An 18,420-nucleotide genomic window follows, 5' to 3' on the forward strand; every position below is an offset into this window, starting at 1 on the left:
GGCATCACCTCACCTGACCGGCTTGCCGTAACGCTCCATGCTTGCGGCAAGCGGCGTCGTGCTGGCGCCCGCTTGTTGCGGGCGTTTGTAGACACCATCAACCACATTGGCCGGTTCCTCAAAATGGTCCTTGATCCAGGGGATGTATTCGAGAATGGTCGAGGCCGGGTGCCAATAGCTCAAATGCACGTGCACCTGGCTCATTTCGCCGGCATGCGGCACCACGGGCAACCGGTGTGCCAACGCCAGATCGGCGACCTGAATATATTCGGTTATGCCACCGAGCCGCGTCACATCCGGCTGAACGTAAGCGACCGCACCGGCATCAATGAATGAGCGGAAGGCATCGACGGTGTAAAGCTGCTCGCCAAGCGCAATGGGGATCGACGTGTTGCGCGCCAGCCGCGCATGGCTCGTCACGTCGTCATACCACATTGGCTCCTCGAACCAATAAATGTCGAGATCACGGGCGGCGGCGCAGAAACGCTGGCAGGTCGGCAAGTCCCATTTGCCGTTACCGTCGATAGCAATCCTGACCGATGAACCGACGCGCTTGCGGACAGCAGCAAGACGCTCGACATCAACATTCGGATCGTCGTGCCCGACCTTGATCTTGAGGCGTGTGAACCCACCTTCTTCCACGGCCTTTGCGCTCCCGGCCAGCAGATTTTCCAGGTTGAAGGAGAGCCAGCCGATATCGGTATTGTAGGCTTCCAGCCGATCGGTTCTTGCACCGCCTAGATAGTGCCACAACGGAGCGCCAGCCTTCTTCGCCTTCAGATCCCAAAGAGCCACATCGATGGCCGCCAGCGCAAGGTGCGTGATGCCAGCACGCCCAACCCACTGCAACGAGGGATAACGCGCCAGCTTCGTCCACAGTCGGGAATGATCGGATGCATCTTCGCCAATGAGCAAGGGAGCATAACAATCGCTGATGCAATAGGTAATCAGTCGATCGGAAGGCAGGTGCGCATGCGTTCCGGTAAAGCCATACCCCTCTAGGCCATCAGTGGTTACGATCTTGGCGCCAACGACGCCCCAGTGGGTGATGCTGTGGGTAGAATCTGAAATGGATGCCGAGGTTAACGGCAGGTGCAGGATAAACGGTTCGACCGACTTGATTTTCATAAGGCACACTCACTCCCTTGCGCTCAATCATCTCGGGAGGAGCATGGCGGACGTGAAAAGGCCGCGCCCGCAACGGGCCGCAAACCGTCAAACCAACCTCTTGACCAAACTCAGCAGCCTTCCTCCCAGAAGCCGTGAGCGTAGACATAAGAACTAACGCAAACTATCGATCATAGAAAATAAAAAATTTTTTATTTTTAATTTCGAAGGATTGCCGATCTTTTATGGTTGAGCAATGATGTTTGCATGAACAGCTTGGTCAAAGTCACTCTTGCCGAACAGGCCCACCAGGAACTGCGTTCGCGTATCGTCAGTGGGCGGTTGCGTGGCGGGGAGCGACTGCTTCCCAACGAACTCGCCGCAGATCTCGGAATAAGTCCAACTCCGATCAAAGAAGCCTGTCTCAAGCTCGAGGCGGATGGGCTCGTGGTCAATTCATCCCGCCGCGGCATGGTGGTGCGGGATTTCAGCATTGAGGATGTTGAGGAACTCTACGCCGCCAGAATGCTTATCGAAAAAGGTGCGGTCGAAGTGGCATTCGACGCCGGGCAGTTGAACGACACCCTCCATGCAAAACTTCTGGAAAGCCTAGAGAAACATCGTGCTTTCTCAAAAGGCACCAGCCTGGACGACCTATCACAGGCGCTTTTCTATGATCGTTCGTTCCACAGCCTGCTTGTCGGTGCTGCCAATATTCCCGTCATTTCCGGTTCGCATGAGCGCATCCTCGACCAGACGCACACCGTTTTCGTCTCGATTTTGGGTGACTACAGCCGTTCTGTCGATGAGCACCAGAATATCGCAGATGCGGTGGGTGCCAAAAGCAAGGCACAGATCGTCGATGCACTGTGGCGCCACCTGGAGCGCAGCCGGCAAAACACGCTGCGCCAGATCCGTCTGCTGAAGCAGAACGGGGGATAGCTGCCGGCTAGCATGATAAAGACAACTGGGAGGAAACAGAATTGCCGTTTGAAAATCCGAAAGCCACGACGCTGCCAATGTCAGAACGGCTTTCCGCCAAAACCCTTTCCTATCTGCCTCAATCCGTCGAAATCCCCCTTTATGATCGCGACGCGGTCACACCGGGTATCGTTCACCTCGGTGTCGGGGCCTTCCACCGCGCCCATCAGGCGGTTTTTATCGATGACTGCCTCGCGTGGGGCGAGACCGGATGGGGCATTGTGGCCGCATCGCTCAGAAGTGCAGACACACGCGATGCAATCGAACCTCAGGACAATCTCTACACGTTCAGCCTGCGCGATGCAGATGGCCAGAAGCTGCGCATCATCGGCTCCATTGTCGAAACAATCGTCGCGCCCGAGGCACCCGAGACACTCATCGCCCGTTTGTCCGATCCAGGTGTCAGGCTTGTGACGCTGACCGTGACTGAAAAAGGTTACGTTACAAATCTTGCCAGCAAGACCCTGCTGCGCGATCATCCGGATATCGTCCACGATCTTGCAAATCCCGACAAGCCGCGAACCATATACGGCTTCATTCTCGCCGCCACACAGCGCAGGCTTTCAGAAGGTTCTGTGCCACTTACGCTTCTGTCCTGTGACAATCTCCCATCCAATGGCAGTGTCTTGCAAAAGCTGCTGCTGGAATATGCGAGATTGGCCAAACCCGAACTGGCGGATTTTATCGGCGAAAACATTGCCTGCCCCTGTTCAATGGTCGACAGGATCGTTCCAGCAACCACCAGCCTTGATCGCGAAAGCATCAAAGCGGCCCTTGGCGTTGAAGACGCCTGGCCCGTCGTCGCTGAGCCTTACTTCCGCTTCGTCATTGAAGATCGCTTTCCACACGGACGACCAGCGCTTGAAAAGTCCGGTGTGGAGTTCGTTGCCGACGTAGAACCCTATGAGCATATGAAGCTCAGGATGCTGAACGGTGCACACAGCGCCATTGCGGCAGCCGGCCAGGTCGCCGGGCTCGCCACCGTCGCTGATGCATGGAGCGAACCTGCGATCCGGCGCTTTATTGATGCCTATTGGCATGCTGTGAAACAAACACTCAGTGCCGCCGTTGACGGAGAGGCATTTGCGGCCGGTTTACGCGAGCGCTTTGGCAACCCCGCGCTTCAACACAAGACCATGCAGATCGCCTCGGATGCCTCGCAGAAGCTGCCGCTGCGCGTCCTCGCGCCGCTGCGAGAGCTGCTGGCGTTCAAGGCGGATAGCCGACCCCTTGTGCTCGCCGTCGCGCTCTGGGTCCGATCCTGCGCGACGATCGATGAAAACGGCGAGCCGATTACGATCCTGGATCCAGTGTTCAATGAATGGGATGCACCCGACCAGCTACGGATGGAGCCGGACGACGTCATCGACCGCTTTCTGGGCTTCACCCGGACATTTGGTGAAGACCTTCCTGATAACACAGCCTTCGTTGCAGAATTGAAAACTGCATATCGTCATGTCAGGGACAATGGTGCGCTTGCCGCTGTAAGCAGTTTTCTGAAGCCGTGAATCGCTTGCAAAATCAGCGCACAAAAAAACAGGCCGGAAAACCGGCCTGTTTCGTCTTTGCCAAAACAAATGCTTAGGCTGTAGCGGCAATGCGTGCGGCCTTGCGGCGCTCGACGCGAGCGCGAATGGCATCGACATCCGTGATCGGAGTCGCCGCAAAAAGCTGGCGTGTATAGGGATGCTTCGGATCTGCGAACAGTTCCTCTCGCGTGCCCTGCTCTACCGCGACACCCTTTGAGATCACCATCACGTCATCAGCAATGTAACGCACCACGGAAAGATCGTGGCTGACGAAAACGTAGGTCAACTCAAACTCTTCCTGAAGATCGGCCAACAGGTTCAGAACCTGCGCCTGAACCGATAGGTCCAACGCAGAAACCGGCTCGTCCAGAACCAGCAGCGTCGGGTTCAGCATCAGCGCGCGTGCGATGGCGATACGCTGGCGCTGACCGCCCGAGAACATGTGCGGATAACGGTTGAAGTGCTCCGGGCCAAGACCAACCTTGACCAGCATGGCTTCTGCCCGTTCGCGACGCTCGGCGGCTGGGACGGACGTATTGATCACCAGCGGCTCCATCAACACATCGCCAACCTTCTGGCGCGGATTGAGGCTACCGTAAGGGTTCTGGAACACCATCTGCACCTTGGAGCGCATATCGGGACCAGGACGACGCTTGGCGATATCAACCGCCTGCCCTTCGATCTTCAGCTCACCGCCCGATGCCGGGTCAATGAGCGCAATGATGCGCGCAAGCGTGGATTTTCCCGAACCGGATTCACCGACGATGGCCAGCGTTTTGCCACGTTCAACGGCAAAATCGATGCCTTTCAGCGCTTGCACCATCTTGGAACCGCCGAACATGCCACCCGGAACGTGGTAATCGCGGGTAATCCCCTTACCTTCGACGACAACACTCATTGTACGCCCTCCTTGCCGAAGAAGTCTGATACCGTCGGCAAACGGTCACCGGTTGCATTTTCCGGCAGCGCGGCAAGCAGCGCCTTGGTGTAAGGATGCTGCGGTGCTTCGAACAGGCTCAGAACATCCGCTTCTTCCATTTTGCGACCCTTGTATTGGACCACGACACGGTCAGCCGTTTCTGCAACGACGCCCATGTCATGGGTAATCAGGATCAGCGCCATGCCGTATTCTTCCTGAAGCTTCATCAAGAGATCGAGGATCTGCTTCTGGATCGTCACGTCGAGTGCCGTGGTCGGCTCATCGGCGATGAGCAGGCGTGGTTTCGAGGCGATGGCGATGGCGATCATGACGCGCTGGCACTGACCGCCAGACATCTGGTGCGGATAGGCCTTGAGCTTGGTTTCCGGGTCAGGAATACCAACCGCCTTAAACAGTTCCAGAGCACGGGCGCGTGCCGCAGAACCGCTCATGCCGAGGTTGAGGCGAAGCACCTCCTCGATCTGGAAACCGACCGTGAAAGAAGGATTGAGCGAGGCAATCGGCTCCTGGAAGATCATTGTGATCTCCCGGCCGATCAGCTTGCGGCGCTCCTGCGGCGACAGGGCCAGAAGGTTCTTGCCGTCGAAAGTCATTTCGTCGGCAGTAATCATCGCCGTATCGGGCAGCAGGCCCATGACGGCCAGCATCGACACCGATTTGCCCGAACCGGATTCACCGACGATCGCCAGCACTTCGTGCTTGTCGACCGAGACGTCAATGCCGTCAACGGCAGTAAAAGAACCGGTCGCGGTGGCGAACTTGACCGTGAGGTTTTTGATTTTCAGCAGGCTCATTCGTTAGCTCCGCTTCAATTTCGGGTCGAGCGCATCACGCAGCCCGTCGCCCATGAGGTTGATCGCGAGCACGGAAATCAGGATCGCGAGACCGGGAAGGGTTACAACCCACCATGCGCGCAGAATGAATTCACGCGCTTCGGCAAGCATCGTGCCCCATTCGGACGAAGGCGGCTGCGCACCCATGCCAAGGAAGCCGAGCGCCGCCGCATCCAGAACCGCCGACGAGAAAGACAGCGTTGCCTGAACGATCAAGGGCGCGAGGCAGTTCGGCAAGATGGTCTTGAACATCAGACGCATATTGCCGGCACCAGCCACACGTGCCGCTGTGACATATTCACGACGAAGCTCGCTCATCACCGCCGCGCGTGTCAGACGCGCAAAGTGCGGCTGGTAGACGATGGCGATGGCAATCATTGCGTTGGTGAGGCCTGGCCCGAGGATCGCAACCAGAACCAGCGCCAGAAGCAGCGACGGGAACGCCAGGATGACGTCCATGACGCGCATGATAACGGCATCCACCCAACCACCGAAGAAACCGGCGATAAGACCAATGACAATACCGCCCACCAGCGCGATGGAAACAACGACGATACCAATGAACAGCGAATATTGCGCGCCGTAGATCAGGCGCGAAAGCATGTCGCGGCCAACTGCATCTGTTCCGAAGAAGAAGCCGGCGCGACCGCCTTCCTGCCAGAATGGCGGGATCAGAAGCGCATCGCGGTACTGTTGGGTCGGATCATGCGGTGCAAGCAGCGGTGCAAAAACCGCAACCAGCACCAAAAGGATGAACACGGCAAGGCCGATGACGGCGCCGCGGTTCTGGCGGAAATAGAACCAGAAATCGGCGATCATCCGGCGGCGAATGGCGGCGTCAGAAAGCTTGACGCCCTGGGTCGTGGTCACATTGCTCATTTGTGACGGATCCTTGGATTGATGAGGCCATAGGTCAGATCGACGAGCAGGTTGACGACCATTACCATACCCGCAATCAGAAGCAGGCCGCTCTGCACCACCGGATAGTCGCGGCGCGAGATGGAATCGATCATCCACTTGCCGATACCCGGCCAGGAGAAGATGGTTTCGGTCAGAATGGCACCCGCCATCAGCACGCCAATCTGCAGGCCGATGGTGGTGATGACCGGGATCATGGCATTGCGTAATGCGTGAATGCCGACGACGCGTGCAGGCGACATGCCCTTGGCACGAGCCGTGCGGACGTAGTCTTCACCCATCACTTCCAGCATTGCCGAACGCGTCTGGCGCGCAATGACCGCAAGCGGGATCGTGGCAAGCACGACCGATGGCAGGATCAGGTGCGACAACGCCGAGATAAAGGCGCCTTTCTGCCCGGAAATCAGACTGTCGATCAGCATGAAGCCGGTGACAGACGGGAAGAAATACATCAGCGAGATGCGTCCTGACACCGGCGTCCACTGAAGAATACCGGAGAACATGATGATGAGCAGAAGCCCCCACCAGAAGATAGGCATCGAAAAGCCGACCAAAGCCGTCGTCATGGAGATCTGGTCGAACCAGGAACCGCGACGGATTGCAGCGAGAACGCCGACAGGAACGCCGATTGCGGTTGCGATGATGATGGCGACGAGGCCAAGCTCGACCGTCGCAGGAAACAGCGACAGGAACTCGGTCAGAACGGGTTTCTTCGTGACAAGCGAATTACCAAGATCGCCCTGCAGGAGACGCCCTAGAAACTGAAGGTACTGTTGCCAGACAGGCTGGCTGAAGCCGAGCTGTTCGGCAAGCTGTGCATGCCGTTCGGGCGTAATACCACGCTCGCCTGCCATCAGCAGCACGGGATCGCCCGGCAGCACGCGCACGAAGGCGAAAGCGACAATGGTAATCCCGAGGAACGTCGGAACGAGATAGAGAAGTTTGCCGAGAATGAACCGGATCATGGTCTTTTTCCTGAAAAGACGCGCGGAAGAACATGGTTCTCCCGCGCGTCCTGTTGTTTGGGATTACTCCGTGATGTCAACGGTGTCGAAAACGAAGTCGCCAAGCGGGCTCATCTGGAAGCCCGTTACGTTCTTGCGCATCGGCACGTACTGAGTGGAGTGGTCGAGGGTTGCCCAAGGAGCCTGGTCCTTGAAGACGACCTGCGCCTGCTCATAGAGCTTCGTACGTTCAGCAACGTCGCTCGTCTGCTTTGCCTTGGTCAGGAGATCGGAGAACTCTTTGTTGCACCAGAAAGCGCGGTTTGCACCGCCCGGCTGAGCCGAAGCGCAAGACAGCAGAACGCTGAGGAAGTTGTCCGGGTCACCATTGTCGCCCGTCCAGCCGAGGATGACGGCGCCGTCACGGCCCGGTTCCATCGACTTCTTCAGGTATTCGCCCCACTCGTAGGAAACGATCTCGACCTTGACGCCAACCTTGGCGAAGTCCGACTGCAGAAGCTCGGCGGTACGACGGGCGTTCGGCATGTAAGGACGCTGTACCGGCATCGCCCAGATCTTCATCGACAGATCCTTGACGCCTGCTTCCTCGAGAAGCTTCTTGGAGGCTTCCGGATCGTATGCGTCGTCCTTGATGCTGTCGTTGTACGACCACATTGTCGGCGGGATCGGGTTCTTTGCGACCTGACCATTGCCCTGGAACACGGCGTCAATGATCGCCTGCTTGTTCATGGCCATGTTGAGGGCCTTACGAACCTTCGGATCATCGAACGGCTTAACCGTGGTGTTGTAGGCAAGGTAACCAACGTTAAGGCCGGACTGCTCGTCAAGCTTCAGGTTGGTATCGGCGCGGATGGCGTCGAGGTCAGCCGGTGCCGGGTAAGGCATCAGATGGCATTCGCCAGCCTTAAGCTTCTGAAGACGAACGGCAGCGTCCGGCGTGATTGCGAAGATCAGGTCGTCGATCTTCGGTGCGGTGCCCCAATAGTCGGCGTTCTTCTGGTAGCGGATAACCGCGTCCTTCTGGTAAGCGACGAACTTGAACGGACCCGTGCCGATCGGCGAGTTGTTGAAGTCTTCCTTCGTGCCGGCCTTGTCGAGCGTATCGGCATATTCCTTCGAGACGATCGAAGCGAAAGGCATGGCGATGTTCGCAAGGAACGGAGCTTCCGGGTGCTTCAGGACGAACTTGACGGTGTAGTCGTCGACCTTGGTCACTTCCTTGATCAGCGACGGCATTTCCATCGAGGAATAATACTCGTAGGTGATGCCGGCGATGTACTGATGCCACGGGTTCTTGTCGTTGCCCTGGCGGTCATAGCTGAAGATCACGTCATCAGCGTTGAAGTCGCGGCTCGGCGTGAACTTGTCGTTGGAATGCCACTTCACGCCCTTGCGCAGGTGGAAGGTGTATTCCAGGCCGTCAGCGGAAACTTCCCACTTTTCAGCAAGTGCAGGCTCGATTTCGGTCGTGCCCTTCTTGAATTCAACAAGACGGTTGAAGACCGGGTGCGCCGACGCATCGAAGGTGCCGCCGCCAGTGTAAGGCGCCGGATCGAAGCCCTCGGGCGAAGCCTCGGAGCAATAAACGAAGGTTTTCGCCATGGCGGGCATGGCGGAAGTGATCGCAATCGCAGAAGCGATCAGCAAACTGCGGGTCAGCGTTTTCATCTGGTGGTCCTTTCCCTCTTTATCTGAGTCCTGTTTCGGCCCGTTGACGGGCCTTTTTGCCTGGTCAGCGACAACACGTGATGCGCGTTGCCGATCGGACTTATTGCCTCCCGACCAATTACCTTGCGTCCGGCTGAAAGAGCCGATCGAGGTTCGTTTCCGGAGTGCAGAACCACCGTGGCCCGGCCTCCGTCATATATGCGATATCTTCGAGGCGGACACCGCACTCCCCATAAACGCACAGCATCGGCTCAATGGAGAAGCACATGCCAGGTTCAAGCGGCGTCTCATTGCCTGCAACGATATATGGTTCTTCGTGAATATCCAGTCCAAGTCCGTGCCCGGTGCGATGGGGCAGTCCTGGAACGGTGTAACCGGGGCCAAAGCCCGCATCCGTCAGCGACTGACGCGCAGCCGCATCCACCTGCGAACAGGCAAAACCATTTTTTGCTGCAGCAAAAGCCGCAGCCTGCGCATCGCGTTCGGCGTTCCAGATGAAACGCTGGCGGCCGGTGGCCTGACCGAAGACATATGTGCGTGTGATATCAGAGCGATAGCCGTGCAGTATTCCGCCGAGATCGACCAGAACCATATCGCCGTCATTCAGCGTCTGGGCATAAGGAACACCGTGCGGATAGGCAGTCGCCTCACCAAACTGAACAGCAACGAAAAGCGGCTTGAGGCCAAGCGCGATGTGGGCAGCATTAACGAAGTCAGCGACTTCGGTGGTTGAAACACCGGCGCGCAGGTTCTCAAAAACGGCCTTTTGCACGCCGTAGCTGGCGTCCATCGCGGTCTGGATGATGGCGATTTCCGCTGCAGACTTGATCTGCCGCTGCCTGACGATCATCGGCTGGGCTGAAATCACACGCCCTTCCAGGCGCTGCATCAAGGCAGAAGCAAAAACGAAGGGTGTTGCCGGATCGATTGCGAGGAAGCTTCCGGGACAAACCAAAGCCTGAAAGCGGTCTGCCATCAGGTCGAACGGGCTCTCGTCTTCTTCCCATACGGCAACGTTACCCGGAATACGGATCAGCGTCTGCAGCTTGGGCTCTTCGAAAGTCGGGCTGACGTAGATCAATTCACCGTCAGCCGGCACCAGAGCGCCATGGATTCGTTCAGACAATCCGAGCGACAGGCCAGTGTAATAGGTCAACGATGACGAAGCATCGAGCCAAACGGCCTTAACGTTGTTCTGGATCATTTGCATTTGCAGATTGCGGACGCGCAATCTCAATTCGTCTTCAGCGATCGGCGCTACCGCGACCGGCTGAAAGCGCTTAAGCGCTTCTATAAAGTCTGCCATTCTCTCCCCGTCGCTTTTGGGCACACAAGCACCAACGTGCCGGTAACCTCCCAAGCGTTCTTTTGCACATGCATAACACACGCAATTGGCGAGGCAATGGGCCGGGAACACGGCCGGCCACAAAACTGTGCATATTTATCTAGACATAACGAAAACGTGATCGCCAGACTTCAATCCAAATGAAAGCTCGCCTTGACGACACGACAAAAATCTCATCGCCAGCCGGCGCACTACCGAAGCCGGCAGGGACAGAGTGGCTGGAGCAACCACGACAGCAAAGAGCCGGATGACTTGAGATCGCCATCCGAGCCGTGTCCAAACGAGAATTTTGGAAAGCCCTAAAAAGGAAAAAGCCTGCCGCGGGAGGAGGTGCGGCAGGCTTCAAACTTGATCGACGATTGGGAGGAGGAGTACCGTCGATCCACATCTAACGGCGCTGGGAGGAGGAGTGCGCCGTTAGATGATTTAAATATAGTCGCATTTGCGAATTTTAACAGAGCAACTCTCGCAATGCAGCAATGCATTTCTGCATGGCTGAAAAATCGCTGCACGGTTTTTCATCAACTACGTAGCGAACTGCGTCGCTCAGCTCTCGCGATAGACTTGAAAACCGGCAAAAGATTGATTGACCGGCATCAATTCGAGGCTGTTGATATTGATGTGCTTGGGCTGCGAGGCGACCCAGTGGATCGTATTGGCGATATCGTCCGCCGTGATCGGATTGACACCCTTGTAGAGATTATCCGACGCTTCCTGATTGCCACCGGTACGCACAAGCGTGAACTCGGTTTCACACATGCCCGGCTCGATTGATGTCACGCGGACACCCTTACCGTGCAGATCGGAACGCAACCCCAGGGAAAACTGCCGCAGGAATGCTTTGGTCCCGCCATAGACGTTGCCGCCAAGGTAGGGATATGTCGCGGCGACGGAGGCAAGATTGACCACCATTCCCCGGCGCTCGATCAGCGTCGGCAGCAGATGATGGGTAATGTTCAAAAGGCCGGTGATGTTGGTGTTCACCATAGTGTGCCAGTCTTTCAGCGGCACCTGGGGTGCCGGTGAAGTGCCGAGTGCCAGGCCGGCATTGTTGACGAGGACATCGATGTCGCGGAAATCTGCCGGCAAGCTGGCAACTGCTTTCTGCATGGAATCTTCATCAGTAATGTCGAAGACTGCACCGTAAAAATTGGCGCCGAGTTCTTCCGACAGTGCCGAGAGCCGTTCTGCTCGACGACCGGTACCGACAACTTTCCAGCCTTCCGCGATGAAGCGCCGCGCTGTGGCCTGTCCGAAGCCGGATGTCGCGCCCGTGATGAAAATGGTTCCGGTCATGCAAGTGTCTCCGCTACATTCTTTCTGTCGGTATCGGGGGAATGAAGAAGCTTTTCCGCCGCGACTGCAAGACAGCGCTTGAAGGCTTCCACGTCCGTATACAATTCATCTTCCGGTGCCTGACCCAAAATCACCACGCCGCCACGTCTCAAGATGCCGCCATGCAACATGAGGTTGTCCGCCATATCGAAATTCTCGATCGAGAACCCGTCCGGTCCACGAAAACGGCCGGTTTCGTCCTGGCTCGCAACGCCGCCGTAATAAGCCGTGATGCGGCTGAAGTGACTGTCTGCGACATTCGTGTAGGCGAAGACCGGCTTTCCGAGAGCACACATAAAGCCAAGTTCGTAGCTGGTTCCGGTATCGGCGGCGATGCCTCGAAACGGGGTCAGGTTGGCGATAACGGCATCGGCCTCAAGCATCATCTGCTCGTCGACATCGTTGATGTTGCAGCCATGCTGGATTTTCGTATCGGCGGGCGGAATCTGCAGATCCCCCGGCGAAAGTGGGATAAAACCTGCTTCCCGCGCGAGCGCGGCTTTGAGGTCGAGCATTTCACGGGCATTCGGCAGAAAGACTTCAGGCCCAGCAAGATAGATTTTTTTTGTCATCGAAAATTTCATAGGTTTGAAAAGGAAAGTGGCGGAGCCTAACCCGCGAAGGTTGCCAAAGGCAAGCATCCGGCACACGTGCGCGAACGATAAAACGGTATCGCCTTTGAGCCCTTTCGGTTATAGCCGGTACAGCAAACACGATATCTCTGGAGAAGCTAATGCCTGCGCCCATCCGTTATCACGAAGGCGATATTTCAGAAGCGGATGCCGCCCGTTACATCGGCGCAATCGCTGTTGATACGGAAACACTTGGGCTCGTACCGCGCCGCGATCGTCTTTGTGTCGTGCAGCTTTCGCCCGGAGACGGCACGGCGGATATCATCCGTATCGCGGCTGGACAGACGAAAGCTCCCAACCTCGTCGCCATGCTTGCCGATCCATCTCGGCAGAAGATCTTCCATTATGGCCGCTTCGATATTGCCGTGCTTTTCCATAGCTTTGGCGTTACCACCGAGTCGGTCTTCTGCACGAAGATCGCGTCCCGCCTTGCTCGTACCTATACCGATCGGCATGGTCTGAAAGACAATTTGAAAGAGATGCTCGAAGTCGACATCTCCAAGGCACAACAATCATCGGACTGGGCAGCAGAAAGGCTTTCTCCCGCGCAGCTTGAATACGCCGCTTCGGACGTGCTCTATCTGCACGCGTTGCGTGACAAGCTGACACAACGCCTTGTGCGTGATGGCCGCATCGAGCACGCAACGGCCTGCTTCGCGTTTTTGCCGACCCGCGCCAAACTCGACCTTCTCGGTTGGGAAGACACCGACATTTTCGCCCACAGTTGATGAAGGCACACCTTAACGCCCGGTTTACCGCAATGGCCTAGTCTCGGTCGCAACTTTACGTAGCGGCCGGAATTCATCGCGATGATTACCCCTCTTCAGCAGGCAGCCGGAATCGGTGTCAGCGATCTCATGCGCTCCATGATCGAGACGATCGAGGACCGCCAGCGGGAAGAGCAGGAAAAAGCAAAAGGCACGAAGAAAGACGACGCGGTCAGGGCTACACAACCGCAGCCGGACCAATCGCATCGTGTCGCCAACGAAAAGATCAGCTCCTATCTTTTCGGCGCCATGCGAGCCGATCCGGATGCCTTCGCCTCTTTGATGGCCCGGTTCTCCTCAGCTCTTGGAGTGACGCAGGAGAGCGACGAAACGAACCGCGCCTTTGCACAGAGGCTGAACGACGCCCTTGTTCTGACCGACAGTTTCGCGAAACGTGATTCACAGGGGAACGCCATCAAGATTTCTCTGACATCTTTCGGTGTTTCCGAAGCTCAGGTTATCGATGTCATGAATGGCGCGGTGACCAGCGAAACAGACCCGATGGCTTCGCTCGCAGCACGCATTGCCAAAGGTGCAGGCCTTACCGGCCAGGAAGACGATTTTGGCGACCAGATGACAAAGGCCATCATGGCAGCCAGGGCAACTTTGCCCAAGAGCACCGATGACCTCGAAGAATCAACCGGCCTCAAAGCCCTTGGCATGAGTGCGAACGCAATGATTGCGGCTATCGCCAATCCCTGGGGCGACGAAGCGCGCGCTTTGAAAGATGCGCTCGATAGACAGGCCCAAAGCAATGGCCTTACCAGCCGCGAAACGCTGAAGGTCATTCAGCGCCTCGAAGAGGTTGCCGACCCAAAAACCAGGGAAGAGCTGCAAGCCGAACGGGGCAGTAATCGCATCGGCGAAGTCAATGATGCGGAGGTCGCCGCCGAGCGGGAAGCCGACATCAAGACCCTTGATGCCAGCGGGAAGCTGGACGAGGTGCAGAAACTTCAGGATGCGGTGAAAGAACAGAACGAAACGGCGAAGGATGAAAATCCTGTCGAGACACGGCAGACCGGTGCTGCCAGTACTGACGGCGAACTGGCGATGATTTCCATCCTGTCAGCCGTGTCGAACGACGGCAATGCCAATAAGCCTGCAGATGGCGAGGTGGATGATGCGCCAGCCGAAATCTCGGCCTCGACAGCAGCCGGCCAAGCTGACGAGGCGGAACAGTTGCTCGACGCACAGGCGGCTATTACCGAAAGCCAAAAAAATATTCTGCCGATATCCATCGATGAAGATGGCCTCTATGAACTGTTGCGGAGGAAAGCCGCCTGACGGCACTTTGCCCGTGACATTTGAGCGAAACATGATGTGAGTTCAACAATGTCCCATACGCCCGGGGTATCCGGTGACGAAGGCCATGAGGCCGAAGAGAATACTGCAAGCGCCCTCCTCTCCCTGGCCGCGCCATCTTTGGCGCCGAACGACGACATGTTGACCGGGGAGGACGACCAAACCAGGCCAACCGAAATGGCGTCTTTGCGGCCCGAAAGAAGCTTTCCAAAAGCAAGCTGGCTGGATGCGCTACCCTCACAAGCGACCGAGATCAATGCCTTTGAGCCAGATCGAATTTCGTCGGTCAACTCGGATGACAATGGCCTCTACCGCATGTTCATCGGCATTTCTCCGTAAACACCTGCTGGGATTGCATGGTTAGCTAAATCTTAACCTCGACGACGCAGTCTGGAGTTTGATGATTCTGTGTGCTGCAAGGCAACGGGCATTTTTCAACGTTGCGCACACAACGCTCCCGCATGAGCGGGCGAGATGACACCTGTGCATCACCGTCGCGACACTTGTGAACTCTGGCCATATCGCCAGCGCGTACTCCTCTGAATGATCAGCGGCGGTTATCGATACGAACGGAGCGCACCATGTTACCGCCTGTACCGAAAGTGCCTGCAGCAGATGCCTCGTATAATTCGACGACCTTGTCGGCCGGAAAAACGCAACCGGTCGTACGCTCCACGGTCTCGACCACCCCTGTCGGCGATGAAAGCGGTGGCAGCCTCTTTGCCAAGGCGACGATCGCGTCACTTGCCAGTGAATATCAGCTCTCTCGCAGTACCTTCATTCTGTCGGAAACGCTCGGCAAACTGATGAACCTTCCACGCAAGGATGGTGAGGCAATCGAAACCTATGTGGCACGCCTGACGGAAGCTCTGCGCGCCTTGCGCCCAGCCCAACGCGCAGCGCTTGAACAGCAGGTCAGTAAAGCGCTTCAGGGACTTACCCTCTCCATGCTGGCGGAGATTCTCAAAAATCCAGCCGGCCCGGATGCCGCCCGCCTGGCCCTGCTCATTGAAATGTCGCGCTACAAGGGCCTGGATCTCGCCGCAAAGGCGGTCGTCACCTCTTATCAGCAAAATAACAGGATCGACCAACCAGCTTCGCAGCCGCAACCGCCACGGATGCCAGATGCGGCAAGGCCCTCTCAAAGCGAGCAGTCAGGCAATGGTCCAGTGACCAGTCAGCCCGCGGCAAGCAGCCCGGTAAGCAGCCCGGCAAACCGTCTCGTCGCACAGGTCCTCAACCAATTCACACAACTTGCCGCTCCGATGAAGGAAGCGATCGTTGCGCGAATGGCCGCTATGCCGGACTTGCCGTTAGTAGCTGAGGCTCAGGAAGCAGACGGTCTCGAACAGCAGCCGCAATCTGGAAAAGCGGCTGCTGCCTCCGAAGCTGCAATAAGATCAGATCGGCAGCAGACACCAGCGGACGGTGTCAAAGCGGCTGCCGCACATCTGCGCCCCGACGACATCGCGAAAACGGAAACTCGGCCAACCCCGTCCCACACGCAGGCTCATGAGGCAGCAACACGGCAGCGTGTCGAAATTCGAAATGCGCTGAACGCCCTTCAAAACCAGATAGCACTCCCGATCAAGGAAACGGAAAGCTTGCTGTTTGCGGCACTGACCGGCAAGACGCTCATCGCATCGGCCGGCAACGAACAGCCCTTACCGGCTCCTCCCTCAACCGTCTTGGAACCGGCGGTAGAGCAATCCGGCGAAAAACCCAAGGCTACGACACTCGCAGCGCAACAGCCAACAACAGAGCCAGAAACGCCGGCACAGCATCCGCATGCTCAGGTGGCAGCCAGAACGGCGGCGGAGCTGGACGGCAAAGCCGCCTTTCTCGAACAGGCAGCTGCCCAACCGCTTGTTGCCTCTCTGCTGGCAAAAGAGGGAACAACCCTGCCCTTCGTTTCCTACCCATTGGCAAAAGACGAACCGGAATCGGAGACCCCGCATCGCGGCCACGGGCCTTTCTCGGAGGGCGAGGCGGAAGATGAACCGCCGGACCAGGGCGCCGGGGATGATCTCGAAGAGCGTGCTGCGGCAAATGACGAAATGCAAGCGGCTCCCGAAGACGATGATTCCGACGGAATGCGCGACGAGACTGCCGAGGCCTACTATCTACGCATGGGTGGCATTGTCTGAACTGGTCTTGAACCTTTAAATCGACCCAACAAAAAACCCGCCGGATTGCTCCGGCGGGTTCTTCATTTCAAGCGGTATGACGATTACTCGCCGCGGTTCTTCAGAGCCGCGCCGAGGATGTCGCCGAGCGAAGCGCCCGAGTCGGACGAACCGAACTGAGCAACGGCTTCCTTCTCTTCCGCGATTTCCAGAGCCTTGATCGAAAGCATGACCTTGCGGTCCTTCTTCGAGAAGTTGACAACGCGAGCGTCGACAACCTGGCCAACGGAGAAGCGCTCAGGGCGCTGCTCGTCACGGTCACGGGAAAGGTCAGCGCGACGGATGAACGAGGTGAGGTCTTCGTGGTTTACGAGCTTCACTTCGATGCCGCCATCGTTGACGCCGATGACTTCAGCGGAAACAACTGCGTTCTTGCGCAGGTCGCCGGTAGCCGCGGCTTCGCCGACAGCATCCTTGCCGAGCTGCTTGATGCCGAGCGAGATACGCTCCTTCTCGACGTCAACGTCCAGAACGACAGCCTTGACGACGTCACCCTTGTTGAACTCTTCGATGACCTGTTCGCCCGGACGGTTCCAATCCAGATCGGACAGGTGAACCATGCCGTCGACATCGCCTTCGAGGCCAATGAACAGGCCGAATTCGGTCTTGTTCTTAACTTCGCCTTCAACTTCAGTGCCGGCCGGATGGCTGTAGGCAAATGCCTGCCACGGGTTTTCCAGCGTCTGCTTCAGGCCGAGCGAGATACGGCGCTTGGACGGATCGACTTCGAGAACAACAACGTCAACTTCCTGGCTCGTGGACAGGATCTTGCCGGGATGTACGTTCTTCTTGGTCCAGGACATTTCGGAAATGTGGATGAGGCCTTCGATGCCCGGCTCCAGCTCAACGAATGCACCGTAGTCGGTGATGTTCGTGACGGTACCGGAGATCTTCTTGCCAACCGGGTACTTGGCGGAGATGCCATCCCACGGATCGGACTCGAGCTGCTTCATGCCGAGCGAGATACGGTGGGTTTCCTGGTTGATGCGGATGATCTGAACCTTGACCTGCTGGCCAATGTTGAGGATTTCCGAAGGATGGTTGACGCGGCGCCATGCCATGTCGGTAACGTGCAGCAGGCCGTCGATGCCGCCGAGGTCAACGAACGCACCATAATCGGTGATGTTCTTGACGACGCCGTCAACAACCTGGCCTTCTTCGAGGTTCTGAACGATTTCAGAACGCTGCTCGGCACGGGACTCTTCGAGAACCGTACGGCGCGAAACAACGATGTTGCCGCGACGCTTGTCCATCTTGAGGATTTCGAAGGGCTGCGGGTTGTGCATCAGCGGCGTTACGTCGCGGATCGGACGAATGTCGACCTGCGAACGCGGAAGGAAGGCAACAGCGCCATCCAGATCGACGGTGAAACCACCCTTGACCTGGTTGAAGATAACGCCTTCGACGCGCTCGCCAGCTTCGAACTTGGCTTCGAGCTTGACCCAGCTCTCTTCGCGGCGAGCCTTCTCGCGCGACAGAACGGCTTCGCCGAGAGCGTTTTCGATACGCTCAACGTAAACTTCGACTTCGTCGCCGACCTTCAGCGTGCCGTCCTTGGACTTCGCACCGAATTCCTTCAACGGAACGCGGCCTTCGACCTTGAGACCGACGTCGACGATAGCAACGTCCTTCTCGATTGCCGTTACGATACCTTTGGCAACATAGCCTTCGGCGAGATCGTTAGAGGCAAAGGATTCTTCGAGGAGGGCTGCGAAATCTTCGCGCGTGGGGGTAGATACTGACATGAAATCTCCTGAGTGCATCCGATTTAACGGATACAGAAGCGCCGGTGGGCTAGTGTTGATAATACCCGAACCCATGCCCGCCTTATCAAAAGGCTTTCCGGCGCGAGGACATGTCTTCGGGCAATTCCGGTATGAACGCGAAACGAACGATGCGGTTCGCGAGGAAT

16 protein-coding genes are annotated in these 18,420 nt (G+C 57.2%); 6 read left to right on the forward strand and 10 right to left on the reverse strand.

Annotated elements, in window-relative coordinates:
• Nucleotides 1–9: 9 nt before the first annotated feature.
• Complete coding sequence (locus tag HWX89_RS04135; RefSeq protein ID WP_138793638.1) at nucleotides 10–1,128, reverse strand: mandelate racemase/muconate lactonizing enzyme family protein; 1,119 nt, start codon at nucleotides 1,126–1,128, stop codon at nucleotides 10–12.
• A gap of 246 nt (nucleotides 1,129–1,374) precedes the next feature.
• On the opposite strand from HWX89_RS04135, the gene HWX89_RS04140 reads away from it, so the two are divergent.
• Both HWX89_RS04140 and HWX89_RS04145 read left to right on the forward strand, forming a co-directional pair.
• Nucleotides 1,375–2,049, forward strand: coding sequence for a GntR family transcriptional regulator (locus tag HWX89_RS04140; RefSeq protein ID WP_138793637.1), 675 nt, complete (start codon nucleotides 1,375–1,377; stop codon nucleotides 2,047–2,049).
• A gap of 77 nt (nucleotides 2,050–2,126) precedes the next feature.
• The gene (locus HWX89_RS04145) at nucleotides 2,127–3,596 is read left to right on the forward strand and encodes a mannitol dehydrogenase family protein (RefSeq protein ID WP_138793692.1); all 1,470 of its coding nucleotides are present in this window, start codon (nucleotides 2,127–2,129) and stop codon (nucleotides 3,594–3,596) included.
• A gap of 73 nt (nucleotides 3,597–3,669) precedes the next feature.
• On the opposite strand, the gene HWX89_RS04150 is transcribed toward HWX89_RS04145, so the two are convergent.
• From HWX89_RS04150 to HWX89_RS04185, 8 genes are all read right to left on the reverse strand, one after another.
• Nucleotides 3,670–4,515: an ATP-binding cassette domain-containing protein gene (locus tag HWX89_RS04150; protein WP_138793636.1), complete on the reverse strand. Its 846-nt coding sequence runs from the start codon at nucleotides 4,513–4,515 to the stop codon at nucleotides 3,670–3,672.
• Complete coding sequence (locus HWX89_RS04155; RefSeq protein WP_138793635.1) at nucleotides 4,512–5,351, reverse strand: ABC transporter ATP-binding protein; 840 nt, start codon at nucleotides 5,349–5,351, stop codon at nucleotides 4,512–4,514. Before HWX89_RS04155 ends, HWX89_RS04150 begins: the two co-directional genes overlap by 4 nt.
• Nucleotides 5,352–5,354: 3 nt before the next feature.
• The gene (locus tag HWX89_RS04160; RefSeq protein WP_138793634.1) at nucleotides 5,355–6,269 is read right to left on the reverse strand and encodes an ABC transporter permease subunit; all 915 of its coding nucleotides are present in this window, start codon (nucleotides 6,267–6,269) and stop codon (nucleotides 5,355–5,357) included.
• Complete coding sequence (locus tag HWX89_RS04165) at nucleotides 6,266–7,273, reverse strand: ABC transporter permease subunit (protein ID WP_138793633.1); 1,008 nt, start codon at nucleotides 7,271–7,273, stop codon at nucleotides 6,266–6,268. Before HWX89_RS04165 ends, HWX89_RS04160 begins: the two co-directional genes overlap by 4 nt.
• A 63-nt stretch (nucleotides 7,274–7,336) precedes the next feature.
• The gene (locus HWX89_RS04170) at nucleotides 7,337–8,941 is read right to left on the reverse strand and encodes an ABC transporter substrate-binding protein (RefSeq protein WP_138793632.1); all 1,605 of its coding nucleotides are present in this window, start codon (nucleotides 8,939–8,941) and stop codon (nucleotides 7,337–7,339) included.
• Nucleotides 8,942–9,059: 118 nt separating this feature from the next.
• The gene (locus HWX89_RS04175) at nucleotides 9,060–10,247 is read right to left on the reverse strand and encodes a M24 family metallopeptidase (RefSeq protein ID WP_138793631.1); all 1,188 of its coding nucleotides are present in this window, start codon (nucleotides 10,245–10,247) and stop codon (nucleotides 9,060–9,062) included.
• Between the two features lie 585 nt (nucleotides 10,248–10,832).
• Nucleotides 10,833–11,582, reverse strand: coding sequence for an SDR family oxidoreductase (locus tag HWX89_RS04180; RefSeq protein ID WP_138793630.1), 750 nt, complete (start codon nucleotides 11,580–11,582; stop codon nucleotides 10,833–10,835).
• Nucleotides 11,579–12,193: a nucleoside 2-deoxyribosyltransferase gene (locus HWX89_RS04185; protein ID WP_138793629.1), complete on the reverse strand. Its 615-nt coding sequence runs from the start codon at nucleotides 12,191–12,193 to the stop codon at nucleotides 11,579–11,581. Before HWX89_RS04185 ends, HWX89_RS04180 begins: the two co-directional genes overlap by 4 nt.
• 161 nt (nucleotides 12,194–12,354) lie before the next feature.
• On the opposite strand from HWX89_RS04185, the gene HWX89_RS04190 reads away from it, so the two are divergent.
• From HWX89_RS04190 to HWX89_RS04205, 4 genes are all read left to right on the forward strand, one after another.
• Nucleotides 12,355–12,981: a ribonuclease D gene (locus HWX89_RS04190; RefSeq protein ID WP_138793628.1), complete on the forward strand. Its 627-nt coding sequence runs from the start codon at nucleotides 12,355–12,357 to the stop codon at nucleotides 12,979–12,981.
• An 81-nt stretch (nucleotides 12,982–13,062) separates the two neighbouring features.
• Nucleotides 13,063–14,304 carry a hypothetical protein gene (locus HWX89_RS04195; protein ID WP_138793627.1) on the forward strand — a complete coding sequence of 414 codons (1,242 nt, stop codon included), beginning with the start codon at nucleotides 13,063–13,065 and terminating at the stop codon, nucleotides 14,302–14,304.
• Nucleotides 14,305–14,352: 48 nt separating this feature from the next.
• Nucleotides 14,353–14,661: a hypothetical protein gene (locus HWX89_RS04200; protein ID WP_138793626.1), complete on the forward strand. Its 309-nt coding sequence runs from the start codon at nucleotides 14,353–14,355 to the stop codon at nucleotides 14,659–14,661.
• Nucleotides 14,662–14,903: 242 nt separating this feature from the next.
• A complete protein-coding gene (locus HWX89_RS04205) occupies nucleotides 14,904–16,469 on the forward strand; it encodes a hypothetical protein (protein ID WP_138793625.1) in 1,566 nt (521 codons plus the stop codon).
• Nucleotides 16,470–16,552: 83 nt separating this feature from the next.
• Here the strand turns inward: HWX89_RS04205 and rpsA are convergent, their stop codons facing one another.
• Complete coding sequence (rpsA, locus tag HWX89_RS04210) at nucleotides 16,553–18,253, reverse strand: 30S ribosomal protein S1 (RefSeq protein ID WP_138793624.1); 1,701 nt, start codon at nucleotides 18,251–18,253, stop codon at nucleotides 16,553–16,555.
• Nucleotides 18,254–18,420: the final 167 nt, after the last annotated feature.

It is taken from the genome of Rhizobium sp. RM, from assembly GCF_013390595.1.
Classification (GTDB): domain Bacteria; phylum Pseudomonadota; class Alphaproteobacteria; order Rhizobiales; family Rhizobiaceae; genus Agrobacterium.